This is a genomic window from Pseudomonas sp. 18173 (assembly GCF_050432945.1).
Classification (GTDB): Bacteria; Pseudomonadota; Gammaproteobacteria; order Pseudomonadales; family Pseudomonadaceae; genus Aquipseudomonas.
Map to the genome: position 1 here is coordinate 75,423 of NZ_JBKFTN010000019.1, position 24,439 is coordinate 99,861.

The 24,439-nt window shown below is 51.1% G+C and carries 22 protein-coding genes and 1 pseudogene; 14 read left to right on the forward strand and 9 right to left on the reverse strand.

The genetic code is table 11. From position 1 onward, the window contains the following. Nucleotides 1–83 precede the first annotated feature (83 nt). The 4 genes from ACLD1X_RS20820 to ACLD1X_RS20835 all read left to right on the forward strand — a co-directional run bounded on the left by ACLD1X_RS20820 (nucleotide 84) and on the right by ACLD1X_RS20835 (nucleotide 3,773). Nucleotides 84–629 (forward strand): hypothetical protein, encoded by a 546-nt coding sequence (locus tag ACLD1X_RS20820; RefSeq protein ID WP_429370836.1) that lies wholly within the window; start codon nucleotides 84–86, stop codon nucleotides 627–629. A gap of 277 nt (nucleotides 630–906) precedes the next feature. Further along, entirely contained in the window at nucleotides 907–1,899 is a 993-nt protein-coding gene (locus ACLD1X_RS20825; protein WP_429370838.1) for a DUF4238 domain-containing protein, read from the forward strand. A 361-nt stretch (nucleotides 1,900–2,260) separates the two neighbouring features. Then, a complete protein-coding gene (locus ACLD1X_RS20830) occupies nucleotides 2,261–3,013 on the forward strand; it encodes a hypothetical protein (RefSeq protein WP_429370840.1) in 753 nt (250 codons plus the stop codon). A gap of 1 nt (nucleotide 3,014) precedes the next feature. Beyond that, complete coding sequence (locus ACLD1X_RS20835; protein WP_429370842.1) at nucleotides 3,015–3,773, forward strand: DUF6602 domain-containing protein; 759 nt, start codon at nucleotides 3,015–3,017, stop codon at nucleotides 3,771–3,773. Nucleotides 3,774–4,104: 331 nt separating this feature from the next. On the opposite strand, the gene acnA is transcribed toward ACLD1X_RS20835, so the two are convergent. Beyond that, nucleotides 4,105–6,783: an aconitate hydratase AcnA gene (gene acnA / locus ACLD1X_RS20840; protein WP_429370844.1), complete on the reverse strand. Its 2,679-nt coding sequence runs from the start codon at nucleotides 6,781–6,783 to the stop codon at nucleotides 4,105–4,107. A gap of 215 nt (nucleotides 6,784–6,998) precedes the next feature. Here acnA and ACLD1X_RS20845 point away from each other — a divergent pair, with 215 nt between their 5' ends. Beyond that, nucleotides 6,999–7,739 carry an ABC transporter substrate-binding protein gene (locus tag ACLD1X_RS20845; protein ID WP_429370846.1) on the forward strand — a complete coding sequence of 247 codons (741 nt, stop codon included), beginning with the start codon at nucleotides 6,999–7,001 and terminating at the stop codon, nucleotides 7,737–7,739. 36 nt (nucleotides 7,740–7,775) lie between these two features. On the opposite strand, the gene ACLD1X_RS20850 is transcribed toward ACLD1X_RS20845, so the two are convergent. The 5 genes from ACLD1X_RS20850 to ACLD1X_RS20870 all read right to left on the reverse strand — a co-directional run bounded on the left by ACLD1X_RS20850 (nucleotide 7,776) and on the right by ACLD1X_RS20870 (nucleotide 13,246). Next, entirely contained in the window at nucleotides 7,776–8,816 is a 1,041-nt protein-coding gene (locus ACLD1X_RS20850; RefSeq protein WP_429370847.1) for an AbrB family transcriptional regulator, read from the reverse strand. Beyond that, nucleotides 8,813–9,877 (reverse strand): lactonase family protein, encoded by a 1,065-nt coding sequence (locus ACLD1X_RS20855; RefSeq protein WP_429370849.1) that lies wholly within the window; start codon nucleotides 9,875–9,877, stop codon nucleotides 8,813–8,815. The genes ACLD1X_RS20850 and ACLD1X_RS20855 overlap by 4 nt, the downstream gene beginning before the upstream one ends. A 41-nt stretch (nucleotides 9,878–9,918) precedes the next feature. Then, complete coding sequence (locus ACLD1X_RS20860) at nucleotides 9,919–10,800, reverse strand: LysR family transcriptional regulator (protein WP_429370851.1); 882 nt, start codon at nucleotides 10,798–10,800, stop codon at nucleotides 9,919–9,921. Then, the gene (gene otnK, locus ACLD1X_RS20865; RefSeq protein ID WP_429370853.1) at nucleotides 10,790–12,058 is read right to left on the reverse strand and encodes a 3-oxo-tetronate kinase; all 1,269 of its coding nucleotides are present in this window, start codon (nucleotides 12,056–12,058) and stop codon (nucleotides 10,790–10,792) included. Before otnK ends, ACLD1X_RS20860 begins: the two co-directional genes overlap by 11 nt. A gap of 117 nt (nucleotides 12,059–12,175) precedes the next feature. Beyond that, complete coding sequence (locus tag ACLD1X_RS20870) at nucleotides 12,176–13,246, reverse strand: isocitrate/isopropylmalate dehydrogenase family protein (protein WP_429370854.1); 1,071 nt, start codon at nucleotides 13,244–13,246, stop codon at nucleotides 12,176–12,178. A 261-nt stretch (nucleotides 13,247–13,507) separates the two neighbouring features. Here ACLD1X_RS20870 and rraA point away from each other — a divergent pair, with 261 nt between their 5' ends. Continuing rightward, entirely contained in the window at nucleotides 13,508–13,990 is a 483-nt protein-coding gene (gene rraA / locus ACLD1X_RS20875; RefSeq protein WP_429370856.1) for a ribonuclease E activity regulator RraA, read from the forward strand. Here rraA and ACLD1X_RS20880 read toward each other — a convergent pair. Continuing rightward, entirely contained in the window at nucleotides 13,983–14,921 is a 939-nt protein-coding gene (locus ACLD1X_RS20880; RefSeq protein WP_429370938.1) for a GntR family transcriptional regulator, read from the reverse strand. The two genes, rraA and ACLD1X_RS20880, sit on opposite strands and share 8 nt — an antisense overlap. Before the next feature lie 205 nt (nucleotides 14,922–15,126). Here ACLD1X_RS20880 and ACLD1X_RS20885 point away from each other — a divergent pair, with 205 nt between their 5' ends. The 6 genes and pseudogenes from ACLD1X_RS20885 (at nucleotide 15,127) to ACLD1X_RS20910 (ending at nucleotide 21,204) form a co-directional block, all read left to right on the forward strand. Continuing rightward, a complete protein-coding gene (locus ACLD1X_RS20885; RefSeq protein WP_429370858.1) occupies nucleotides 15,127–15,786 on the forward strand; it encodes an aspartate/glutamate racemase family protein in 660 nt (219 codons plus the stop codon). 29 nt (nucleotides 15,787–15,815) lie between these two features. After that, on the forward strand, nucleotides 15,816–16,604 hold the full coding sequence (locus ACLD1X_RS20890) for a hydroxypyruvate isomerase family protein (RefSeq protein ID WP_429370860.1): 789 nt from the start codon (nucleotides 15,816–15,818) through the stop codon (nucleotides 16,602–16,604). 133 nt (nucleotides 16,605–16,737) lie between these two features. After that, on the forward strand, nucleotides 16,738–17,481 hold the full coding sequence (gene phbB / locus ACLD1X_RS20895; protein WP_429370862.1) for an acetoacetyl-CoA reductase: 744 nt from the start codon (nucleotides 16,738–16,740) through the stop codon (nucleotides 17,479–17,481). 119 nt (nucleotides 17,482–17,600) lie between these two features. Next, entirely contained in the window at nucleotides 17,601–18,935 is a 1,335-nt protein-coding gene (locus ACLD1X_RS20900; RefSeq protein ID WP_429370864.1) for a CitMHS family transporter, read from the forward strand. Between the two features lie 530 nt (nucleotides 18,936–19,465). After that, a complete protein-coding gene (locus ACLD1X_RS20905; protein WP_429370866.1) occupies nucleotides 19,466–20,881 on the forward strand; it encodes a DUF3800 domain-containing protein in 1,416 nt (471 codons plus the stop codon). 122 nt (nucleotides 20,882–21,003) lie between these two features. Further along, a pseudogene (locus ACLD1X_RS20910) lies at nucleotides 21,004–21,204 on the forward strand (hypothetical protein). Nucleotides 21,205–21,558: 354 nt separating this feature from the next. On the opposite strand, the gene ACLD1X_RS20915 reads toward ACLD1X_RS20910, so the two are convergent. After that, nucleotides 21,559–22,011, reverse strand: coding sequence for a hypothetical protein (locus tag ACLD1X_RS20915; RefSeq protein WP_429370868.1), 453 nt, complete (start codon nucleotides 22,009–22,011; stop codon nucleotides 21,559–21,561). Between the two features lie 231 nt (nucleotides 22,012–22,242). On the opposite strand from ACLD1X_RS20915, the gene ACLD1X_RS20920 reads away from it, so the two are divergent. Together ACLD1X_RS20920 and ACLD1X_RS20925 are read left to right on the forward strand one after the other, a co-directional pair. Next, a complete protein-coding gene (locus tag ACLD1X_RS20920) occupies nucleotides 22,243–22,536 on the forward strand; it encodes a helix-turn-helix domain-containing protein (RefSeq protein ID WP_429370870.1) in 294 nt (97 codons plus the stop codon). 169 nt (nucleotides 22,537–22,705) lie between these two features. Beyond that, nucleotides 22,706–22,966, forward strand: coding sequence for a hypothetical protein (locus tag ACLD1X_RS20925; RefSeq protein ID WP_429370872.1), 261 nt, complete (start codon nucleotides 22,706–22,708; stop codon nucleotides 22,964–22,966). A 13-nt stretch (nucleotides 22,967–22,979) separates the two neighbouring features. Here the strand turns inward: ACLD1X_RS20925 and ACLD1X_RS20930 are convergent, their stop codons facing one another. Then, nucleotides 22,980–23,363 (reverse strand): hypothetical protein, encoded by a 384-nt coding sequence (locus tag ACLD1X_RS20930; RefSeq protein ID WP_429370874.1) that lies wholly within the window; start codon nucleotides 23,361–23,363, stop codon nucleotides 22,980–22,982. Nucleotides 23,364–24,439 lie beyond the last annotated feature (1,076 nt).

Genomic DNA, 24,439 nt, shown 5'->3' on the forward strand with positions numbered 1-24,439 from the left:
GTTACGAACGAATAAGGAATGTTGCTCAAGGAAATGGCGAAAACACCAAAAAATCTGCCACAAACTCAATATAGAAACCAATTATGATCAAGCAAGAAAAATACTGGATAAAAGACCTAACTGACAACGTAAAGTTTATCAACTCATGCATTGATAAAAAAATACCCTTTTGCGATGAAGGGAGTGATGAACTGCTTCTCGAACTCGAAAAAAGAATAATGACCTCCTGCTACATCATAAGAAAGCTAAACGAATCGAATAAGATACCTGACCCCTTATATAAAACAGAAGTGGAATTGGCGTTCTACCCTAAAAAAGACTCATCATTTGACCCTGGTGACATTAATGTAGAGAATCTTCACGACATGAAAAACATGGAGGTTAAAAAACGATATTTTTCATACATGGCAAATCAAATAATTCACAGCTATTTCTTTGAGATTTATCAGTATTTTGACGAAACCATATCTGGATTCTACTTCAACTCCGATAGAAGTCGAAAAGCCGGTATCTATTACGTAAGAATTGAGGATTTTTTTGAAGCATTAACAGATGTTTCCAGGGTATATGCTGTTGGCGAAGCTTTCATTATTAATTCCGACAGGGAACTTGTGAAAGTGTGGAGCTAGCAACTGTTGATATCAACCAATTTACCGCTGCTGCTGAAGGGCTGTAATGAGTCAGAAGCAGCCGCTCATAATTGGTCATTTTCGCCCCCAAGATGCCCTCCGCAAAAGGTGGCAATTGACCGATCAATGGACACGCTGCTTGAGCCCCAAGTAATACGCATACAGATGATCTCGATTAGCATCGCCTATAGAAGTCCAAAGCCAAAGCCAGTCACCCAGAATCGTTGAAAAAAATTTTGAATAAACTCATCAACCGGAACATGGAGCGCAATAACTCATGAACTCAAGCTCTAAGCCCTCAAAAACTGAGTATGCGAATCAACATTATGTCCCCAAGCTACTCCTAAAGCGATTTTCGTATGAAGACAAAATTAACATCGGATTGATGAGTGCTTCGAGTGGAGAGGTAAGATCGCCGATTCCATATAAGCCGCAGTGCGCCAAGCACTATTTTTACGGCAAGGACTTGGTCATTGAAAAAAAATTGGGTGTAATTGAGGATGAAATTGGAAAAATTATTGATTTAATAAGCTCAATTTCCGCCCCACATATAGACCGATCAAGCCGTGCTCATATACTTTTTACAATATTCTCTGTTTATCAGCACGTTCGGACTGACAAGGCCTTGAAACTGGCTGAAGAAGTTATTGCAAAAAACTACTCTATTGCCAAGGAGCATGCAAAGCCTGACCTTATGCTTAAGCTGGCAGAGACGGCAAACGGGCAACTCTCTGAACTAGAATTGTCTGAATTTTACGATAGTGTAACGGTCTCCATGACCAGCCCGCATTCCATCCTTTTTGAAAGCGCCAATAACATCATACTCCCTAGTTTACAGCTTGAGATGAAGCTACTTATAAATGATACTGAAACCCCTTTCATAATTAGCGACAACCCTTTGATTTATATGGATGCACAAAGCGAGGATTGTTTCTACAGGATGCTTCTACCACTGACGCCAAAGCTATTGCTCGTCTTTTATGACGGATGCAAGTACAAAATCGGGATAAGAAAAACCAATTTCCACAAATTGACGAACGAGACCGACGCGTTCTATCTCAATGTCCTCCAGTACCTAAACTGTCAAAAAAATGTTTATTTTGGGCCAGACACTTCTACAAAACATCTCATGTCTTTGAATAAGTCATTCAAAAAATTCAGAGCCAATGAGGCAACCGCGCTAACCGAGCTAAATGGTCGAGCTTTTCTAAAAACTAATAGACCTAAAGTCAATCATAGGTTCAGCTTTGTAAAAAAGATCGCTTCTTAGAGAAATTTGCAAGACTGAAGACTTCCTGCCTTCGTCCGTAGGAGGCTATTTTTTGAGCGGCAGCTATGGGCCGGTTGCTGCCCTTGGTGACAGGCAGAAATCGGCCAGGAACGGTCACGCTCGTGATGATGACGCTTACGCCGACATCGGCCATAGAGACTTTGCAAACGACTCCGTGCTCTCCAGCAGACCCTTGTCTCTTTTTCCCTCAGCCTCATGCCTCGTTTGGTTTAATCAACTAAAATGGATCAAGGGGAGCAGGCGGACAAGGGGCGCTTGCATTACAAGTGCCGTAAGACATTCCCCCATATGTGACATCTACTTATTATGATTTGGAGTCATAGCCAATTTGGGAGGAAACTTGACCTGCGATGACTACTTGCGTGGTCTCATTCGGCAATACGCAGTGAATGCTGAAGGGGCAGAGGCTGCTGGAAACCAGATATATCCACTGCTTGAAAAGTGGGGCAATGGATATTTGCTCAGGGCAGAATTTTCAGGCTCTCTCGCCAAGGGCACGGGCATCTCTTTGTCCACTGATGCAGACATCTTCCTCTCCTTGAGTTCTTCTACTCCGGGAACGCTCGCGGAAATGTATACAACACTCGGAAATGCCGTTCGAGCTGGTGGTTATCCAGTTCGAAAGCAGGACGTTTCTATCGGGACAACGGTCAATGGCTATTCAATCGACTTGGTACCTGGTCGCAGACAGTCCCAGTTCGGAAACGAGCACAGCCTCTACCGGAATCGTACTGGCAGCTGGACCAAGACGGATGTCCAGAATCACATCACCACCGTGTCTAACAGTGGTCGCATCGACGAGATCAAACTGGTTAAGCTCTGGCGAACCCGACACGGCCTCCACTTTCCCTCGTTCTACCTAGAACTCGCTTGCCTCGATGCTCTGCGCTACGCGCGCTTCGGCGACTTGGCGACGAACACGTGGAATGTTCTGAAATACCTCAGGGACAATATTGAAAGCGTCAAACTTTATGACCCAGCGAACACCAATAACGCGGTTTCGGGTGATTGCACAGCAGCCGAGAAGTCAAGCATTGCCTCGCAGGCTCGCGCTTCCCTGAGCAAGAAGACATGGGTTGAGGTAGTCTGGTGAAATGAACAAAGCAAAAGAAGCTTCGAAGATCGACGGACGTACCTTCTTGCGGGACGCCTTTGTAGCGGAACAGGAAGTTCTTCGTCTCCAGCTTGCGCTATCGAGTAAGTCGATTACTCATAACGGTGTCATGGGCGAGGTCAATGAAGCGCATTTCATTGAAGTCCTCCGAAAGTACCTACCGAACCGCTACGGGGTAGCACAAGGCATTGTTGTCGACTGCAATGGGGCCACCAGCGATCAGATTGACATCATCATTTTTGACCCGCAGTACACACCAACCCTGCTCGACCAACAGTCTCATCGATTCGTTCCCGCCGAAGCTGTCTACGCCGTCCTTGAAGCAAAGCCCAGTATCAACAAGCAGTATCTCGACTATGCCGCCAATAAGGCGGCATCGGTCCGTCGCCTTGAGAGAACGAGCGTTCCGATCCGACATGCAGGCGGAGAGCACCCTGCCAAGGCCCTCTTTCCTATCATCGCCGGTATCGTCGCAACCGATGTTGAATGGGCCGATGGCTGTGCCAGTAAGAGCCTCATTGAGACGCTGGGAGCTTTGACCGGCGAGCGAGAGATCAACCTAGGAATTGCTCTTTCTGACTGCGCCTTTCAAGTCAAGGAAGGAAGTCTGCACCTCACAGAGAAGGGGGGCTCGCTCGCTGCTTTTCTCTTTTTGCTACTTGGCCGACTCCAAGCGCTCGGCACAGTGCCTGCGGTCGATTGGGAGCGATATGGGGCCGCGCTCAGCGGTAACGCTTAACCCCTCGTGTAAGTTAACGCACAATAGCTGCGCTTTGGAATTCATCCTACTGCGCTCCGACGCGGCTTAGTTCAAACGTTAGTGTCTGCTATGGGCGAAAGCAGTCCTTAACGACAGGCCACTTTCGCGGTCAAATACGCTGTTTTGCGGAGGATTCAAACAACAATGGAACAGCAGTTTATGCTGGGGTAGTTGCTATCAGCCCTGGCTACATTCCGCGTAGCGGGTGCCAGGCCTAAGCCGCTGCGCGGAAGCTGGCCAGTGGTACTCCGTTGCTCCGCTTGCTCTGAGGCAGGCAGTAATTGATCTCATTCCCCCATCTCGGGTGAGCCTATGCTTGCATGACAACCTTGCGCACGACATAAGGCAAGATCCCACCCTCCTTTAAGTACAGAATTTCCTGTTGTGAATCCAGTTGTAGAATCAATGACACTGACGTTTGGGCTCCCTCAGCACAAGTGATCGTCAAACTTACCGCGTTTGCCCCCACCTGCAATTCCTCAAGTCCGCTGAAATCCAACGATTCATTGCCCGTCAGTTGCAGACTTTGGGAGTCGACCCCAGCTGCAAAGTTAATGGGCAAGATGCCCATGCCGATCAGGTTGCTACGGTGGATGCGCTCAAAACTCTGCGCGATGACCGCCTTGACGCCCAGCGTGGCTTGCGCCTTGGCTGCCCAGTCACGACTGGAGCCCGCCCCGTAGTTGAAGCCGGCGAAAATCACCAGCGGGACATCCTTGGCGACATAGCTCAGTGCCGCGTCGTATACGCGCTGAATCGAACCGTCATAAGCCGTGGCAAAACCGCCCTCTCCCGGCTGTTGCTTCAACAGCTGATTCTTCACTGCCCGATTGACGAACGCACCACGCATCATTACTTCGTGGTTGCTGCGGCGGGTCGAATATTGATTGAGGTCGTGCGGGTTTTCGCCGCGTTCGGTCAACCAACGCCCGGCCTGACTTTCGAGTGGAATAGCACTGGCGGGTGAGATGTGATCGGTGGTGACGTTGTCGCCAAGCACCATCAATGCGCGAGCGCCGTGAATCGACAGTTCAGAGGAGGCTTGGGCTTTGACGTTTTGCAGATAGATCGGCCGCCGCAGATAAGTCGAATTCGGCGCCCAGGGAAACTGCACACTGCCGCTGGCCGACAGTGCCTGCCAGTGATGAGTACCGTCCCAAAGCATTGCGTTGCGCTTGCGGAACAGATCAGGGCGAACGGTGTGGCTGACCAGTGCCTGAATCTGTTCTTCGGTCGGCATCAACTCGTGCAGATACACATCCTTGCCTGACGCATCCTGGCCCAACGGCTCAGTCTGTATGTCCATGTTGATGGTGCCAGCCAACGCGTAGGCGACGACAAGCGCCGGCGACGCCAAGTAACCGACCTGCACCCGAGGATTGACGCGCCCTTCGAAGTTGCGATTTCCGGACAGTACGACCACAGTTTTGAGGCCTTGATCCGAGAAGCGCTCCATATGTTCTTCGAGGCTGCCGGAGTTACCAATACAGGTCATGCAACCGAACCCTGCCAGGTCAAAACCCAAAGCCGAGAAGTCACTCAGCAGGTCAGCTTGTTCCAGGTAGTCCGCCACCACCCGTGAGCCGGGCGACAATGATGTCTTGACCCAAGGCTTGCTGCGCAAACCGCGACGCTGGGCGTTACGTGCGAGCAATCCGGCCTGAATCATCTGGCTTGGATTCGCGGTGTTGGTGCAACTAGTGATCGCTGCTAAAGAGATTGCGCCATGGGTCAGAGCCTGACCAAACGAAGGCTCGAAGTACTCCGTTTCCATGTCTGAGGAGCGCGCAATCACACCCTCCCGCTCACCCAGAATGTCTTGCCGAAAGGATGGTGCGGCGTCCGCCAGCTTGCGCCACTGGTGCGGCTGATGAGGCCCTGCAACACTTGGCTCGATTGCCGCGAGGTCCAACTCAATCAAGTCATCAAATTGCGGCTCGGGCAATGAGTCGTGGCGCCACAGACCTTGAGCTTCAAGATACGTTTCAATACGCGCAATGGTGTCGTCGCTACGGCCGGTCAGATGCATGTATTCCATCGTGCTGTCGTCGAACGGGAAGAACACTACCGTGGCGCCATATTCAGGAGCCATGTTCGACAGCGTCCCCCGTGCAGCCCAACTGAGCTTCGACAGACCGGGTCCACAGAACTCAACGAACTTGCCCACCACGCCTTTTGCACGCAGCATCTGAGTGATGCGTAATGCCAGATCGGTAGCCGTCACTCCGGGCCGCAGTTCGTTGCTCAAGCGAATGCCGAGAACCTCAGGGAAGCTGATAGGTACCGGCTCGCCCAGCATGGCAGCCTGTCCCTCCAGCCCACCCACGCCCCAGCCCAGCACGCCGATGGCGTTGATCATGGGCGTGTGGCTGTCGGTCGCAACGATATCGTCAGGATGCAGCAGCGGTTGGCCGTCGGCCGTCTGACTTTCCCAGACGACGGTAGCCAGTGATTCCATGTTGACCTGGTGGATGATCCCAGTGCCTGGTGGCACCACCTTGAAATTGGTCAGGCTCTTTTGTGCCCACTTGATGAACTCATAACGTTCGGAGTTCCGGCGGTAATCGATGTCGAGGTTATTTTCAACTGCATCTGCTTCGGCGTAGCGTTCGACAATCACCGAGTGATCGATGACCAGCACCGCAGGGATCATCGGGTTCATCGTTTCTGGTGCGCCACCCATTTCGGCAACCATGTCACGCATACCGGCAAAATCAGCCAACGCCGGCAGACAGGTTGTATCGTGAAACATCAGCCTATTGGGATAAAAAGGCACTTCACAAGCGGAGGAACCCTCGCGTATGCACGCGAGGAAATTATCCAGAGACGTAGGTGAGCAACGAGCCACATTCTCCAGCAGAATACGGATCGAGTAAGGCAATCCAAGTAGTTCGTCAGGCGAAAGTATCTTATACAGATCGACGTAGGCATAACGGGTGTCGCCCACTTGTAGGTGACTTTGATGGCGTGCATCGATGGCTGAAATCATGGGCTTATCATTCACCGGTTGAGTGCATGAGCAAACGACTCTATGCGGTCGTTCAGTTGGACCCAGCGTAACCAAAGGTAGGCCCGAGTAAAATTGAGCGTTGAGCAAGCCATCGTTCGTCCACGGAGAACGCTCCATTGGCGAGTCTGAAATTGTCAGGGACTACGCACTTCCCTACCCTCACTGCCAATGACATTTTCCTCTGGAGAACCCGTATGCCCGCCCCTACCGCAGAAGTACTCAACGATCTCGCCCCAACCGGCGTACTCAAAGCCGCCATCAACTTTGGTAACCCTGTTCTTGCACAACGCAATACCGAAACTGGGCAACCGCAAGGGGTGTCCGTCAGCCTCTCAGTGGAGTTGGGGAAGCAGCTGGGCGTCCCTGTTGAGTTCATCACCTATGATGCTGCCGGCAAGGTGTTTGAAGCCTTGGTAGACAAGCAATGGAACATTGCATTCCTGGCCATAGAACCCGTGCGTGAAGCCCTGGTTGCCTTCAGCGAGCCATACGTGATTATCGAAGGTACCTACCTGGTCAAGAACAGCTCCACATTCTTCAAGATGGAAGATCTCGATCAGCCGGGCGTACGGATTGCCGTCGGCAAGGGCGCTGCTTATGACTTGTACCTGAGCCGAACTCAACAGCACGCGACTCTGGTCCGTGCGTTGACCTCGGCCGCCGCAGTAGATCTATTTCTCGACGAAGACCTCGATGCAGCTGCGGGCGTGCGGCAGCCACTCCTCAAAGTCGCCGAGGCCAATAACGAACTGCGCGTGCTGGATGGTTATTTCACCTCAATTCGCCAAGCGATGGGCGTTCCCGTGGAATGCACCTCTGGCGCGGCCTACGTTCGGGCGTTCCTGGAAGAACAGAAAGCCAGCGGCTTCGTGCGCAAGGCACTCGTCGACAGCGGTCAGAGCGATGTCACCGTCGCTCCCTTGCAGGGCAACTAACCCATCTCTAATTTAGGTTGAATCGCACGACGGCGCTCAGCGGCGAAGGCGTTTCAACCATACCTTGTGCACTGGCTCGGCAAAGAGCATTACCACCACCAGGCGCATTATCTGCATCGCTGTGACAACACCAACACCTAGATTCAAGGCTTCGGCCGTCAGGTACATCTCGGTACTGCTACCCGGCATCATCCCCAATGCAAGTGTCATCAAAGGAAAGCCCAACAAATACCCGATTCCAAACGCCAGAGCCGAAGTGCAGAAAATCATCATCAAGGTGAACAACGAGACCTTGAGCAGGAACGTCGGTGAAGCCCTGAAGAATTGACGATCAAAATAGCCGCCTAGCGCGCAGCCAATCATTAACTGGCCGTAATGACTAAGCTCGATAGGTAATGCCGTTTGCAAATTGAAGTTCGCCGTGAAAAAAGCACAGAACGTCATTGGGCCAAACATCCAGGGATTCGGTAACTCGCACCGCTTCCACAGCAGCGCCGTGAGTGCACCACCTACCAACAAGGGTGTAAGCCAATACCAATCACTCGGCAATCGCGTATGCGCAACCGTTGGCGAAATTGTTGCGATGATAAACATCGCTGGAGGGACGCAAAGTACGATCAACACCAAGCGAACGCTGTGAGCCGCGGCGATCTGACTGACGTTTGCCTTGTGCCTGATTCCCGATTGAATCATCTCTGAAAAATTGGCTGGCATGAACGCGAAGAAAGCGGTTGTCAGGTCCATTCCACGGCGCCGCATAAACTCGACGCCGAGCAACGCAAGCAATAGGGTCAGAAAGGCCGCGAACAGCATCATCGCGAAGTGACCCAGAATTTGTTCCAGCACCACAGGAGTGAAGTGCAAACCAATGGACGTCGCGATCATCCACTGCCCAGTCAGACGGCCATTGGGAATTTCCCCAACCCGCCAGCCTAAGCAACGCACCAGGATCACCGCCAACATCGATCCGATAATCCATGGCAAAGGCCAATTCAAGTAACTGGCGATCAGAGCCCCGGCAATACCAACGAGCGGTGTCGCCCACCACAATCCCATTGAGGTGAAAAACGCCTTCATGTCCTCGGACCACCGAAGACCATACACACAGGGCTCCCCGTCTCGATCACATTACCCGTCGGGGTTAAGCCTCCAGTTGTTGGATCAACACTGAAAACCACTATCGAATCGCTGTCCTCATTGGCGACGTACATGAGATGTCCGTCGGGAGAGAGCGCAAAAAATCGCGGCGTGCGGCCTTTCGTTGGCGTCGCCGAAACGAACGTCAGCCAACCCGTTTGCGGGTCGATACTGAAAATCGCGATGCTGTCACTACCTCTATTGGAGGCATAGAGGAATCGCCCTGCTCTATCGACTTCGATTTCAGCAGCGGTGCTGTCACCGGTAAATGAATCAGGCAACGCAGAGATGACCTGCTGCGGCAGAAGCTCACCACTTTCGCTGTCAAAGCGGTATGTGCCGACTGTGGAGTCCAGTTCATTGACTGAGTAGATCACTGGTAATCCAGGATGAAACGCAACATGCCGTGGCCCTGCACCTTTCCGAGTGGCCACAAACGGACAAGCCGCCGGCAGCAGCTTGCCCAGTTGCGAGTCGAATCGATAAATGAAGATTCGGTCGAGCCCTTTGTCCGGCACGACCACGAGCTTTCCACTCGGATCGAATGGATTGAAATGAGGTTTCGGGCCTTTTTGCTCTACTCGATGGGGTCCGATTGGCCCCTCGGTCAGCACTTGATCACAGAGTTCGCCCAACTCCCCTGAAGCGAGTATCGGCAACACAACTACTGAACCGCTGTAATGATTGCTCACCACCAGGAAACCACCGTCCGGTGAAATCGCTAGATGAGCGGGATTGTGACCCTGGGTGCTTTGGCTATTGAGATAGCTCAAGGTGCCATCGGAGTTGATGCTAAATGCGCTGGCTTGATCCGAATCGCCGTGAACGCAATACAGGAAATTCTGTTGTTTACTGATAGCCAGGAAAGATGGATTCACCAAACCATCGACGAGTTGCACATGAGACAGCTGCCCCGATTGCGAGTCGACGCGGTAGACGTTGATCCCATTACCACGAGCATTTCTTTCCCGAGTGGTACGACAGCCGACGTAAATAAACATGTGCTCATCTCAAGAGTAAACAGGTGACTGAACAGCGCCTGTTAAGCGGTCAAGTGCGCGACGAACGCACGGGCAGTAGGTGGTAAAGCCTCGAATCGTCGAGCAACGATTTGCAACTGACGCTTGGCCCAAGGCTCAGCCAACGTGATCGCCTGCAAATGGAAGGGGCGTAGATAAGGACGCAATACGTCACGAGGTAAAATGCACACGCCCAGATTGGTTGAAACCATTCGGCACATGCACTCAAAACTGGAGACACGGACACGCTGTCTGACCGTCGTCCCTAACAATGAAGCTTGTTCGGTCAGCAACAGGTGAACAGAGCTTTCCGCATGGGGGCCGATAAACTCATATTGCAGCACCTGCTTGAAACTCACCTGTGACTGCCCAGCCAAAGGATGGCTTTGTGGGACGGCAACTACTAACTCATCCACGCGATAAGGTAGTGTTTCCAGCCCCAGGGACGGCGTCTGTTCGGCAGTAATGCCGACGTCCGCACGTCCATCCGAGACAGCTCGTACAATTGCGGCGCCAACGCGTTCTTCGATGTCGAACTTGATACCAGAGTAGGTTTCCAGGAACGTGCCGATGTCCAGGCTAAGCTGCTGCGCTAACGCGGATGTAATGGCATGCAAACGAACATGGCCTTTGATTCCAGCGCCATATTCACTCAACTCCTGATCCATCTTTTGGAGGGTTTCATTCACCTGCATCGCGTAATGGCGAAGCGACTGCCCCGCAGGAGTCAGTTCCATTCCGCGGGGGTAGCGAACGAACAGAGGCGAGCCTACTTTCTCTTCAAGCTCGCTGATCCTTTTACTGACGGCGGACGTCGCCAAGTGGCAGAGTTGCGAAGCCTTTGTCAGGTTCCGCTGCTCAGCCACTGCCATGAAAATTTCTAGGCTGAGCAGATCATGGCGCATTGGCCAATGCCTTCTCGAAGAAGTCTACTGTTCCGAAATTGCCGGACTTAAGTGCCAAGGCCACCGGATCGTCTCGCAAGCCAAGCGTCCACGGCACTCCGGGATCAATAGTCGCGCCGATTCTCAGCGCCTTGACCTTAAGTGCCTTGACCACAGCACCCGAAGTTTCGCCACCGGCAACCACGAGTTTGCGAACACCCATTTCATATAGGCCAACAGCTACAGCGGATAGCGCGTCTTCAACAATCTGGCCTGCGGCTTCAACACCGAGCTTCTGCTGTGCAAGCTTTACGGTCTCTGGCTGCGCACTGCCGTAAATCAGAATCGGCCCTTGCTGAATCAAGTCCTTCGCCCAGGAGAGTGCCTCGGCTACCTGGTCATGACCATTCGCGAGGAGCAGTGGGTCAAGGGAGAAACTTGGACGACTCTTTTGCCAGTGCTCGACCTGACTATTGGTCGCCACTGAACAACTGCCGGAAACCACCGCACCCAACCCTTCAATGGCGGGTAGTACCGACGCGGTCTCGGATTTGCCGAGCAAACCTACACGACGGAAGTTTTCAGGTAGACCTAGCGCAACGCCGGAACCGCCGGTAACAAGTTTATGGTCCGCAACGGCCTGACCGATTGCGTGTAGATCCTCATCATCTATCGCATCGACGATGACGTAACCCTGGCCCTGAGACTCAAGATTACTGAATGCATTTGAAATGGCTTGCGCGCCCTTGTTAACGACCGAATGCGCAACGAGCCCGACTGGCTTGAGCGTCTGTTGTTGCAGTACTCGAACTAGATTGGAATCAGTCATTGGCGTCAATGGATGATTGCGCATTCCGGACTCGCTCAACAGCACATCACCGACAAACAAATGACCGTTAAAAATCGTGCGTTTGTTCTCGGGGAATGCGGGGCAAGCCACAGCGAACGAAACGTTCAAGGCTTCAGCGAGTGCGTCGGCGACTGGGCCGATGTTCCCGCGAGAAGTGGAATCAAACGTCGAGCAGTACTTGAAAAAAAACTGTTGGCAACCCGCAGTACGCAACCACTCCAACGCTTCAAGCGATTGAGTAACAGCCTCCTCGGGGCTGACGGTACGGCTTTTCAAGGCAATAACGACAGCATCAATATCCTCTGGCAAGGGCCCTTCAGGTACACCGATGACTTGCAGCGTTCGCATCCCGCCACGTACCAAAGTGCTGGCCAAATCAGTACCGCCGGTGAAGTCGTCAGCGATGCAACCGAGTAGTAATTGACTCACTGTTCTCTCCTCGCGCCCCTTCCTCGGTTAGCCCAAGCAAGAAAGGCATTCTCTTGTTATCAATCCAGCAAATACTCCAATCAACGGGCGGCATGACATTCATGCCGCCCGTGACGATCAGCCCAGGATGACCTTGGCAACGGCCTCACCAAAAGCTTTGGTGCCGCTAGAACCGCCCAGATCAGGGGTGCGTTGCTTAGGATCTTTCAGAACCACATCCACGGCCTTGTCCATTTCCAGACCAGCTTTGATCAATGCTTCATTGTTGTGGTGCTCGCCCATCCATTGCAGCAACATGCCGACGGAGAGAATCATGGAAACCGGGTTGGCCTTGTCCTGACCTGCGATATCCGGCGCGGAGCCATGTTGTGCTTGGGCGCAGCAGTGAATATCACTGGCCATCATGGAACCAGCGAGACCCAGGCTGCCCGACAACTCACTGGCAAGGTCACTGATGATGTCGCCGTAGAAGTTCGTAGCAACCAGCACGTCGAAACGCTCAGGGCTGCGCACCAAGTGAGCAGTCGAAGCATCGACCAGCAGATCGTCCAGAGCCACTTCTGGGAAGTCCTTTGCCACATCACGAACGCACTCAAGGAACAGGCCGTCAGTCATATGGAAGCTGTTAGCTTTGTGAATGGCAGTGACCTTCTTGCCACGCTTCATAGCCAACTCGAACGCACGACGGGCAATACGCTCACTGCAATGACGAGTGATTTTACGCGTGGATAAAGCCATATCAGGGGTCGGCATCACTTCGCCCCAGCCACGACTCATGTTGCGGTCCGGATAAAAGCCTTCAGTCGCTTCGCGCATGATGACCAGATCCATCGTTTTGCCTTCCTTCATGTTCGAAGTCAGGAACGAACGAGTACGCGCAGGACGTACGTTGGCATAAAGATCCAGGCCAATACGGAAACCGGCCGAAACGTTACGACCACCCTTTTCTGGCACTGGATAGTCGGCGTGCGATTGGGTGCCGAGAATGATTCCGTCGTAGCCCTTGGCCTTTTCCAGCACTTCATCACGCAAGGTGGTGCCGTATTTATCCAGGCTCGTGAAACCTACGTCCTCGTAATCGAAGCTCAGGCCCAAATCGAATTTTTTGTTGGCTGCTTGCAGGACCGACATCGAAGACTCAACGATTTCCGGACCGATACCATCACCAGGAAGAACCAAAATACGCATCGCACACCCCTTGCTTATTGTTTGAGCTGAATTTGTGGAAGCAGGCCTGCCTGCAAACCGCTCCATTTATGTACATCGTAAATACAAAGTACAATATTGACGAGGCGAAGTCCCTAACCATTTGCTCCCGTTCGTCCTGAGATTTTCTTGGAGCAGTGTCAACATCGCCTTCGACAGATTGCATTTTATTGCACGAATATTCAGTTTGTGCAATCTTTTCGCTCAACGGTCATCCATCAATCGAGCTAGGAGACTCACTCCATGACAGTAAAAACATCTGATTTGTGCGACCAATACCCGGACACCGTTCGGGTTCTGGCCCCCGTGTTCAGGGACTTTGGCGGGAAAAACGATTTCGAGGGCCGTGCTTTCACCCTCAAATGTTTTGAAGACAACTCCAGGATCAAGGAGATAAGCAGTTTGCCGGGGCAAGGCAGAGTGTTGGTCGTAGATGGAGGGGGTAGTGATCGGTACGCACTGTTTGGCGATGTGATCGCTGAGGACTTGGTGAAGAACGGCTGGGCTGGAGTGCTGATATACGGCTACATCCGCGACAAGGCAGCTCTGAGTGACATGCCGATTGCCATTAAGGCACTGGGCACATCACCGCGAAAGACCGTCAAACGCAATGAGGGGCAGATTGGTATAGCGGTGGAATTCGCTGGGCACACCATCGCAGATGGCGACCAGCTATACGGCGATGACGATGGTGTAGTACTGCTGAACACGCCCCAGATTAGCTGACCACCGAGACCTCAAGGCTGCGCTGGTACTCCAACTCGTCCTTGGCCTCCTTGTCGGTTTTTTGCCGACCGACAACATCGAGGTGGTTGCGCAGGAACTCCGCAGCTGCTTCTCGCTGCCCACTTTCGATGAGATCCAGAAGATGGATGTGCTCTTTACACTGGTTGATCAACCGAGGCCGATCAACGTTGGCCTTGTAAGCCATAAATCGACGCAGCTGGTTTTGCCGGCGGATTGCTTCGAGAAAAAAAGCGTTGCCCGAGCAACGAACCACCAGTTCATGAAGTTGTGCACCTATCTGAAAAAGCTGAGATCGAGACAGGTTAAAAATGTCTCCATCCAGCATTTTTTGCTGGGTCTCACGAGCTTTGGCAAACGCGGCCTTATCTACTTCGTAGCCAGGTTCGAGAACGGCAGCAGGTTCAATGGCCATACGAAAACGATAGCTTTGAATATGAGCCTTGGAGTCATGCAAAAAGCTGTTGATCTCCCAGCCCTGCCCTGGCTTGCGCTCAATCATCGCCTCATTGGCCAACCGATTCAGGACCTTCATGAGTTGCCCTCTCGGCACCTCATACTTGCGCATCAACTCCGCTTCAAAAAAAGTCGTCGGGATGTCGCCGCGAAGAACGTCATCAACCACGCGCAAATAGAAATCTTCAAAAGGGTCTACTTCCAGGGGGAGTTTACGACTGTCGATCCCTCGGGCGTCAGCCGTCAGGAAATAGCCCCTATTCGGCTCCTTGGTCGCGAGGCCCAACTCAGCCAACAACGCGAAACCACGTCGAATCGGCGAACGGGAAACCCCCAACTCTTTGGCAAAAGATTCCTCGCGCAGTGGATCTCCGGCGCGCATCGACCTGGCTCTCGCCATATCGATGATCTTGGGAGCCAACTGCTCCGCAAGGTCTTTTTTTATCTTGGGCTTCATTTTGGATTGTTCGCCCGCCAGTGGTTGTGGAGGAGTCAATTCTGCTGAATTCATGGAAACCGGTTATCAGTGGAGGATGGATTCGTTGACATCCAAATCCGAGACTTGAAAGAAAAATAACACACCTGATACGCATCAACACGCCACTGAAATGCCGATGCTTCACCGCCCATCAACTTGATCTACTACAAACCAGGAATACGCCATGACCGCACCACGTATCTATTTGATCCATGCAACGCCTGTGGCAATCGCTCCCATCACTGAAGCTTTCACTCGGCTCTGGCCCGAGGCCAAGCTCGCAAACTTGTTGGAGGACTCGCTTTCCAGCGACTTGGCGGAAGCCGGTGAACTCAAATCAGCATTGAACGAACGTTTTTTGAAGCTGGCTACTTATGCTGCGGAGTCAGGAGCTGATGCGATCTTGTTTACGTGCTCCGCTTTTGGCGACGCCATTGATCTGTGCAAGCGCTCGCTAAGCATCCCAGTGCTCAAGCCGAACGAAGCCATGATCGAGGAGGCCATTCAACGCACCCAAAGGATCACCATCCTTGCGACCTTCAAACCAGCCATTGCATCGATGACTGAGGAATTTCAGACCTACGCACGCCAAGAGGGTGTCGAAATTGAAATCGATACCTATGTCTGCCCTGAAGCATTCGATGAACTGCGCAAGGGAAATGCGGATCGTCACGACGCGCTGATTGTCGACTCGGCTCGTAAGCCAACGAACAGCGAAATTTTGTGTTTCGCGCAATTTTCCATGACCAGCGCAGCGCAACAGTCAAGCCAGGTGAGCGGCCTGCCAGTATTGACCACACCTGATAGCGCAGTGATGAAACTGCGTAGCCTCCTGCAAGCCTGAGGCAGTTTCGAGTATTGAAGGAATTAAACATGACCAGATTAAACGCACACATTGGATTCCAATTTACGGAATTGCCTTTTCTAGAGCGGTTTGCAGCGGCCTCGAAATCGGGATTTCGAGCGGTCGAGTTTCCCTCGCCCTACGAATACGAAGCGATACAAATTGGGGAGCTTCTCAAAGAGCATCAGCTAGAGATGGTGCAATTTGCGGCGCCACCAGGCTCAACAAGAGGCACCACCGGCATTTGTGGCTCAAAGCAGGAGTTCCTGGCAGAAGTGAGCCTAGCCGTTCAATACGCAAAGGTGCTCGACTGCAAAATGGTGCACCTGATGTCTGGTGTGTCGCATGCTGAGCTTGGGGCTATTGCTGACAGCGGCATTTATCGACGTAACCTGAAGTACGCGGCTGAGTTCTTGTCTGGCGAAGGCATTGAACCTTTGATTGAAGTCATCAGCCCAACTGAGGTTCCTGGCTACCTGATGAGCCGCTTCGACTTTGCAGAGGAAATGCTGGAGTCCCTCCCCAACCTCGGCTTGATCTTGGACACCTATCACACGGAGTTACTGGGCGAGGATTGTCTACGAAAGCTCAGCCAATGGTGGCCGCGCGTAAGTCATGTCCAAGTAGCCGACTTCCCAGGCCGCAATGAGCCTGGTACTGGCAATATCGATTTTCCAAAGCTGCTCTCCATGCTTGAAGACCATGCCTATCAAGGCTGGGTGGGATGCGAGTATCGCCCTCACACCTCCACGCTAGACGGGCTTGAAGGCCTATGGAGAACCATGAAACCCAACCCGCATGAATATGACCGTTGGTAAGAAATCGTTTCTTTTTGGAGAAATTGTACTGCGTTACCTTGCAAAACAATTTCTAGTGGAGTTTATTAGGGGTCAGTAGCCCTTGAAGGTTGCACGCAATGCTCCCCACAAAAAACACAAAAGGAGTTAACGCATGACCAAGAAGATCGCCTTTGTTACTGCTGGCATGGGAAACCTGGGCACAGCAGTTTGCCAGCGACTCTCCCGAGACGGATTTACCGTTGTTGCAGGATGCGGTCCCAATTCCCCATTGAAAGACACTTGGCTGGCTCAGCAAAAAGAGCTTGGCTTCAACTTCATCGCCTCTGAAGGAAGCGTTGCTGATTGGGACTCTTGCCGCCAAGCCTTTGAGCAGATCAAGAAAAATGTCGGCCCAGTCGATGTCCTGATCAACAATGCCGGCACCGCTCGTAATGTTGTCTTTCAGGAAATGCAGCCCAACGACTGGGCAACCGTCATCGACACCAACCTCAATTCCCTGTTCAACGTAACCAAACAGGTTATCGATGGCATGACAGAAAGAGGCTGGGGACGAGTGATTAACATCTCTTCAGTTAATGCCCAGCTCGGTCAAGTGGGTCAGGTCAACTACTCCACCGCCAAGTCTGCAATCCGAGGCTTCACTCGCGCCCTGGCACGAGAAGTCGGGTCCCGCGGCGTCACAGTGAATACGGTGTCTCCTGGATACATCGCCACTGCCAAGCTCAAGTCCGTCACAACTGCCGACGCTATGGACCGCATCATCCAGGACATTCCGACTCGACGCCTTGGAACACCTGAGGAGATCGCTGCTGTTTGTGCCTGGCTTGCCTCTGATGAGGCTGGGTATGCGAACGGTGCTGACTTCTCGCTGAATGGTGGCCTTCACATGAGTTGATACTCGTGTGAGACTCAGCGGCAACCCGCTGGATCAAACCAAAAATACAGCGGGAACCTTGATGCGCTTTTTGCGCAGATCCCATAAAAACAATTGTACTTTACGTCAAGGTGATACAAATGCTCTCATTACTCGGCTACGGCATGATCGTGACCTTTATGGCACTGATCATGACCAAGCGGTTGTCACCGTTGGTAGCGATGACAACAGTCCCGATCATATTTGCACTCCTAGCGGGATTTGGCCCGGACATGGGCGGCATGATGATCGAGGGTCTGAAAAAGGTAGCTCCGACCGCGGTCATGGTGATGTTCGCGATCCTCTACTTCGGCGTGATGTTCGACACAGGTCTGTTCGATCCCATCATTCGTAGGTTCATCAAGCTGATCAACGGCGATCCAATGAAGGCCGTTGTGTTTGCAGCGCTTCTGGCCGGAATGGTATCGCTGGACGGCGACGGTTCAACGACGTACATGATTACCGTTACCGCGATGCTGCCTTTGTTCAAGCGTTTGCGAATCGAACCACTGTCACTCACTTGTGTGGTAATTCTTGCCGCGAGCGTCACTAATCTATTGCCATGGGGCGGCCCACTTGCTCGTGCAGCAGCGTCTTTGCAGGTCGAGACTTCCGAGCTGTTTATCCCGCTTATTCCGGTGATGGTAGTCGGCTTCCTCGGTGTCTTGGCACTGGCCTACTTCATCGGTATTCGTGAGCGTCAGCGTTTGGGTACGTTGCGGTTATCGGTTGGTGCTGCTGCCACCGTCTTTGACGATGATGCTGACGAAGGTCTGCCATCCATGTCAGACGAAAATGCCGAACTGCGTCGTCCAAAACTGTTCTGGTTGAACGCAGGTCTGACAATCGCGTTGATGGCCGGTCTGGTGGTGGAAATATTGCCACTTTCCATTTTGTTCATGGTCGCGTTCTCTATTGCACTGGTAATCAACTACCCGCACATGAATGATCAGCGCCGTCGTATTTCTGCGCATGCTCCTACAGCTTTGAACCAGATCGCGATCTTCCTGGCAGCCGGCATCCTCGCAGGCATTCTGTCCGGAACGGGCATGGTCAACGCGATGTCAGCGAGCTTCCTAGCAATGCTGCCTGAGACTTGGGGCCCTTACATGGCGCCGATCACAGCACTGGCGAGTATTCCGGGCACCTTCTTCATGTCCAATGACGCCTTCTACTATGGTGTGCTTCCTGTACTGGCCAAGGCTGCCGAAGTCTACGGTATTACTCACGCCGAAATTGGCCGTGCCTCGCTGGTAGGTCAACCTGTTCACCTTCTGAGCCCTCTCGTGGCCTCGACCTACCTGCTCTGCGGCTTGGCAGGCGTGGAGTTCAGTGACCACCAGAAATACACAATGAAATGGGCGTTCGCACTGAGCTTCCTAATCTTGATCGCCTGCTTGCTGTTGGGATTGTTCCCTCTGGCAGCTGGTGTCTGATTTAAGAACTCTCGAAGTTCGAATCAATAATGCGTCACAACGAAAAATCCCGGAATCTAAGTAGACTCCGGGATTTTTTCTAAATACAGAACCAACTACGACTACCACTTCAATGGAAATCGAGCGTCCCAGTGGGTTGTAACCGCAGCCAATGCTGGTGCCACTTCGCATCGCGGGTTTCCAAAAACGAGCCGCTACGAGGTCTGAAAGGCAGCAATCGGCCGACTCTGTTGAAAAAGCGGCCATGGTTTCCATGACAGAAAAGTACGCGCTTGAGTTTGAAATCTGTACTTTGAGCAGAGGATACCGGACTCATATTTGGCGTAGCTGTCGCAGAAGAGGCGTTTCAGCAGTCAGTACACGGGCATCTCGAAGGACCGACTGTTTCAACATAATTGGCAATTAGCGGGCATCCAACACAGGCGGTTACCCTCTGTTTGAAACTTCAATTGCAACGATTGATAATTGTGCGGTGCGGCCCGAATTTGCGCAATTGCCCTGATCGGCCATCTACTTCCGATCCAATCTTGATGAAAGACCTCAGTCCAGCCGAAATAGGCCAAAAGTGGACCTCATTGCCCCCTTTCACAATCTGCATCAGATCCAGCCGTAGATCTTTTATCCGTCAAGGACAGCAAGAGGCGTTAGGGCTTCTCGGAACTCGTCTGCGTATAGAAACAATCGCCACCCAGCCGGTTCCTGACGCGCACCTTTTTTTTAATTTTAAAGGCTTTCAGCATTTAGGTGGTAAACGCCCTATTGTGCTAGTTGACGAGAAGCCTTTCACGGTCAATGCTGGCATACAGCCAATGCGGCAGCTGAAGGGAATCGAGATGAACGATATCGACGTCACACCTACAGAAGATGAAGAGCAGGAAGAACTACTAGTCGCGCTTGAGAAAAAAGGGAAAGATAAAGAAGCAGAAAAGTTGAGAGTGCTCTCCGCAATTGCAAGCAACAGTCCTACTCGGGTAACAGACAGGGTTGCCTGGATCCTTAATCATTACCCCCAGGCCCGCGATTCGGACATAAAATGCCAGATTATCTATTGGAAAACATTCCAAGCCGATCTGTACAGTGGCGGTGACATTTCGTTCGAAAACTATCCAAAATTACAACGACTTCACTCAATTGCACGAGCCCGCGCTGTAGTACAAAATGTACTCGGCCTATTTATCGCCTCACCGGAAGTTCGAAAATTTCGAGGAAAACTTGAAGAAGAGGAAAAGCAACGCGCACTCGAAGTTAGGCCTACCCATCCGGTATACTGCATCTATGCTGACGAAAGCGGAAAAACCGGGAAGTACTTACTTGTCGGAAGTCTATGGGTTCTGCGCAGTTATGAGACAATCAAGATAACAGCCGCCATCAATCAGAAGAAGCAGGAGATCGGATTCAAGGGCGAGATGCACTTCAAGGAAATCGGTAAAGGAAATCTAGAAGCCTACGAAGCACTTCTCGGGGCAATTATACAAAACTCATCCTCTATTTCTTTTAAGGGACTGGGTGTTGTTAGAAGTGGGCTTTATAATGTGGACGACACTTTGAACAAACTCTTTTACCATATGGTCATCCAAGGAATTTCCGAAGAGAACAAGTCAGGACGAGCCGTACTCCCTCGAAACCTTCAGTTCAGGAAGGATGCGGAAGAGGCGTCAAAAGACAAACTATCCATGATGGAAATTGAACTTCAATTGCAGAATGCTTCGAAAAATTTATTCCAAGGAAACGTGTACATTGACATCGTTGATGTTGAGGACTCTAGCATTTCACCACTTATGCAGATTGCCGACCTTTTCGTAAGCTCTATTTCAAGAATCCTCAATAAAGAGGAAGGTAAAGAAGGACCGAAAGACATCTTTGCGAAGAAATTTTTGGAAGCATTTGGTGTGGACACTAAAGATGAACACCTTGACGGATTAAGCGAGTGCGTAAGCTTCTCCTAGCTGCTTTTAACTTTAGTTTCCTACGCCGCAGCGATAAAAGAGATGCCATCCCGTGCTCCAGCACAGGAAATGTTACTCTATCACAGTTCGCTTCTACGCTTTCCTTACCTGGGAGGAACACAATGTCAAACTCTGACCTACTTCCCTCTCTGCTATTCAAACCAACGAAAACCAATTCGCACTCGAAGCCGCCATCATGGAGCTTTCAAACTGGGTGGAGAAGCGCGGGTCATTAGAGAGATAACGTTCGTGGCGCCCTAGCTGCGATAGATCGAAATGAAAATTCATCAATGACTCTTGCAGTGCTGATGACTCCGGAATGAACATAATCTTCCTCAGTTCTCAGTACTCAAAAGCAGGCAAGTGTAGAGAACAAAATTGGACGAAATAGTTCATCACGACAGGCAAATCATCACACGACTCCAATTGCAAATGAGCCCGTGTGGATCTTTATTCCGCTCATCATCGACACATCTTCGCAACCTGGCATCTAAGTCTCGCTCCAAAATTTTCCGTAATTTCAGCAACCACGAGGAGTTCGTGCTTATAACCCCATATTTTAACTAAAAATCTATCAAGAACGCCTCAATATTCTGACCACACAATGACCTTTGCCTATTCTTGCGCCATTGCATTCTTTTTTTGCGTCCACTTTGACCAGCAAAATACCAAATAAATTATATAGCGGAATATATCAATTCACAGTTCGATATAGCACCAACCTCTTTGACGCTGTGAATAACCTGACCTTCAAGAGTTTCAATGTAAAACTCGAAAGCCCCACGTTCTTTCGAGTAGTACTTATACACCTTTTCAACTATATAGAACTGAAGATAACGACTACCATTTACCTCGGGAGGTACCTGTAGATAAAGAGAGTGTTCATACTCACCAATATCTCTCAGAAATTTTGAAGCAAACATATTCAAGCCTGAGACATAGTTAACCTCAAGCAAACGAATAGCTCCGTGACTCGTGTACTCGTGATACGCAACAATAAATGTAATGAATCCTCCTCGTTGAGCAGCAAACTCTAAAAATATTGTCGTAGGATCGAACAAATCCTTCAGGCCACTGATCGATGATTCTGGCACTTCAAGTAGCATTGCTTCTTCTCGTATGGGATCCATCACTCCCCTCTCCTGCCGAAGCGTACGCTTCTTCATTTTAAAATCTCAGCCTGCTGAGCTACGACCTAGGCAGCAGACGGCTTCGAATGCATGCCACACCCGCTTTTGTCGCCAAGACTTGCGCACCAAGACACATATAATATTGAACTATCCATTTTAACTAGGACATAAGTCCCAGTTAAAATAGCTCAGTTTTTGATCCAATGCCAGCTTTTAAGCTGGACATCGGCAGTGGAATTTCAACAAGCATTTGGCTTTACCTTGCGCAGGCTGAGACTCGCAAAAGGCCTTACACAAGAGGCTTTTTACGACATCGTCTCTGAAAGCTATGTCAGTAAGCTTGAGAATGGTAAGCGAACACCCACATGGGGTTTGGTTACTGAAATTGCATCCATCCTAGAGGTAGATCCGTTGGTGCTTATCACCTTGGTCGTTGCGGAACAACGTGGCCTCGACGCGAAGATCTTAGCTGAGGGCGTTGTCCAGGGCGTTGAGCGGACCGAAGGATCAATGCCTTCATCCTGAAACAGCTCAGCTCTTCACATCTAGTCCTCCTCCCTCCTCATCCCCCAACCCTATCGTCATCAAGCCAGCCATTTCTGCCATTGGCACCTCCTTACGTGGGGGACGAGCGCGAGCTGATCGGCTACCATTTCGAGAAGTGGTAACGATCTGGCCTGTAGGATGACTACATATGACTGAACAATCCGATGATGATGAACAAAGGCCAGCCAATGAGATCCCGTCCTACGACGAGCTGGTAGAGTTGAAAGCACTTGGTCAGCGGAGGATGGACGAGTTGAGAGGGATCTGGCGATCAAAGCAAGCCGCGATGACGGCATCGGAGCGCGAAGCAGCCGAGGTGAGATTCCGCTTGAGCTTCGAAAAGATTGCAGTGCAATTCGGAAAAAGCAGGCCCTTGATCCTGAAGCGCAATCACGAAGGAGGAGAATGACCTCCAGCCATAGCTAGATCCCATGTCCCAGCTTGCGAATTCGCTGCCCGGCAAGCATCGCTTGGGGTGCAAGGAGAAAACTTAGAAACAAGCTCGCTGTCACATAAACAATCACCGCATTTCCAGGTGTCGGCGGCAACCAGCGGCTGAGAAATACACGTACCGCCCCCTCTGCATATTGAGTTTGACTCGGTGCCAAAACAAAGCTAATCGCGATCACCAGAGCCAAACTTACGATGGTCAAAAATGACCCCCATGTTCCGACCAACAAAGAACGCAGGACAATATTCTGCAAGGAATAATATTTGTGAGCAGCGGACAAGCGAAGTCCCCGCTCAATAATTCGAAAGCCAGTTGAGACAATCAGCAACAACCAAATTATTAAGACAATCCCCATAAAACTTCCAAAGACCGGACATCTACGCAGTCAAAGCTATCATATCGCATCGCTGATGAATAGCAGTCACTTACAACCTTCGCTACTAGCATCATTCCATAAAACCGCGCAGAGATCGGGCATATAAATATGTCGAGAGCAATATGCCTCTCTCTCGAATTAACCATGTATCAAAAAATTAACTGCATGATTTTTCTGGGAGCACGAAGTTTGACGCACCGTCAGCGAAGGTACACTCCAAACATAACCCACAATTCCGAAGAGTATTGAGAGCCGACTTCTTAAAGTCTTAGGCTTCGTGGACTTATCGCTAACACGCCATTCATGCCTAGTCGCTGCAAGCATCGAGATGGATGATTCGATCTTCTCAACGATCAGTGCAGCAACCCCAGATTCGGCTGAGCCCGCCAGCACGCCAAGACAGGAAAAACACACAGAGTGATTCCGTCGTGGACTCAAAAAAGACTATCGAATCGTCTAGAAGAACGGATCCAAGGTGCATCCCCTTCAATCCTTAGGCCCTCCTGAGGCGGTGAGAAACGGTGCGAAGGCCTCGCTGTACGCCAGAAAATGACCACCAGCGCAGTAAAGTTAGCTCAGAAATAAACTCGCTACAGGGATTGAATGGGACCAGCTTCTGCGATTTGGAAGGCTCGGAGCGCGTGAACTCTGCTGACTTCAGCGCCTAAATTAGGCACATAAAAGGAGATCGCAGTGACCTTACTGACCCCGGCATACAATTGCTCTCTAGGATCGTCGGACTCAAAAGAACTGAGTTATCTACCGCATCATGACCTCTTTAGCTCTAGCGACTCCGCAATCACGTGAGCATCCGGAATGAGGGCAGCGATCTGATGCAGGCTGCGTAGAGAAATATCAACTTCAAGGATTGCATCTACATCAGGTAAAACAGGATCCTGTTGTAGCTGACAAGACATAATAACTGACTTTTCCCCAACCTTACCCAAAAACCTGAGAACATCTTGCAAACACTCACTTCGAAAAGTGTACATAAATCACCTTCACAGCTCTATTATTATGCTTTAATCATATCAAATTCCTACTTTAAAAACAGA

Excerpts from the sequence above, each read along its gene's own strand:
- ACLD1X_RS20820 (WP_429370836.1), top strand. The coding sequence starts at position 84 with ATGATCAAGCAAGAAAAATACTGGATAAAAGACCTAACTGACAACGTA.
- ACLD1X_RS20825 (WP_429370838.1), top strand. The coding sequence starts at position 907 with ATGAACTCAAGCTCTAAGCCCTCAAAAACTGAGTATGCGAATCAACAT.
- ACLD1X_RS20835 (WP_429370842.1), top strand. The coding sequence starts at position 3,015 with ATGAACAAAGCAAAAGAAGCTTCGAAGATCGACGGACGTACCTTCTTG.
- acnA (WP_429370844.1), bottom strand. The coding sequence starts at position 6,783 with ATGATTTCAGCCATCGATGCACGCCATCAAAGTCACCTACAAGTGGGC.
- ACLD1X_RS20845 (WP_429370846.1), top strand. The coding sequence starts at position 6,999 with ATGCCCGCCCCTACCGCAGAAGTACTCAACGATCTCGCCCCAACCGGC.
- ACLD1X_RS20850 (WP_429370847.1), bottom strand. The coding sequence starts at position 8,816 with ATGAAGGCGTTTTTCACCTCAATGGGATTGTGGTGGGCGACACCGCTC.
- ACLD1X_RS20855 (WP_429370849.1), bottom strand. The coding sequence starts at position 9,877 with ATGTTTATTTACGTCGGCTGTCGTACCACTCGGGAAAGAAATGCTCGT.
- ACLD1X_RS20860 (WP_429370851.1), bottom strand. The coding sequence starts at position 10,800 with ATGCGCCATGATCTGCTCAGCCTAGAAATTTTCATGGCAGTGGCTGAG.
- ACLD1X_RS20870 (WP_429370854.1), bottom strand. The coding sequence starts at position 13,246 with ATGCGTATTTTGGTTCTTCCTGGTGATGGTATCGGTCCGGAAATCGTT.
- rraA (WP_429370856.1), top strand. The coding sequence starts at position 13,508 with ATGACAGTAAAAACATCTGATTTGTGCGACCAATACCCGGACACCGTT.
- ACLD1X_RS20880 (WP_429370938.1), bottom strand. The coding sequence starts at position 14,921 with ATGAAGCCCAAGATAAAAAAAGACCTTGCGGAGCAGTTGGCTCCCAAG.
- ACLD1X_RS20885 (WP_429370858.1), top strand. The coding sequence starts at position 15,127 with ATGACCGCACCACGTATCTATTTGATCCATGCAACGCCTGTGGCAATC.
- ACLD1X_RS20890 (WP_429370860.1), top strand. The coding sequence starts at position 15,816 with ATGACCAGATTAAACGCACACATTGGATTCCAATTTACGGAATTGCCT.
- phbB (WP_429370862.1), top strand. The coding sequence starts at position 16,738 with ATGACCAAGAAGATCGCCTTTGTTACTGCTGGCATGGGAAACCTGGGC.
- ACLD1X_RS20900 (WP_429370864.1), top strand. The coding sequence starts at position 17,601 with ATGCTCTCATTACTCGGCTACGGCATGATCGTGACCTTTATGGCACTG.
- ACLD1X_RS20905 (WP_429370866.1), top strand. The coding sequence starts at position 19,466 with ATGAAAGACCTCAGTCCAGCCGAAATAGGCCAAAAGTGGACCTCATTG.
- ACLD1X_RS20915 (WP_429370868.1), bottom strand. The coding sequence starts at position 22,011 with ATGGATCCCATACGAGAAGAAGCAATGCTACTTGAAGTGCCAGAATCA.
- ACLD1X_RS20925 (WP_429370872.1), top strand. The coding sequence starts at position 22,706 with ATGACTGAACAATCCGATGATGATGAACAAAGGCCAGCCAATGAGATC.
- ACLD1X_RS20930 (WP_429370874.1), bottom strand. The coding sequence starts at position 23,363 with ATGGGGATTGTCTTAATAATTTGGTTGTTGCTGATTGTCTCAACTGGC.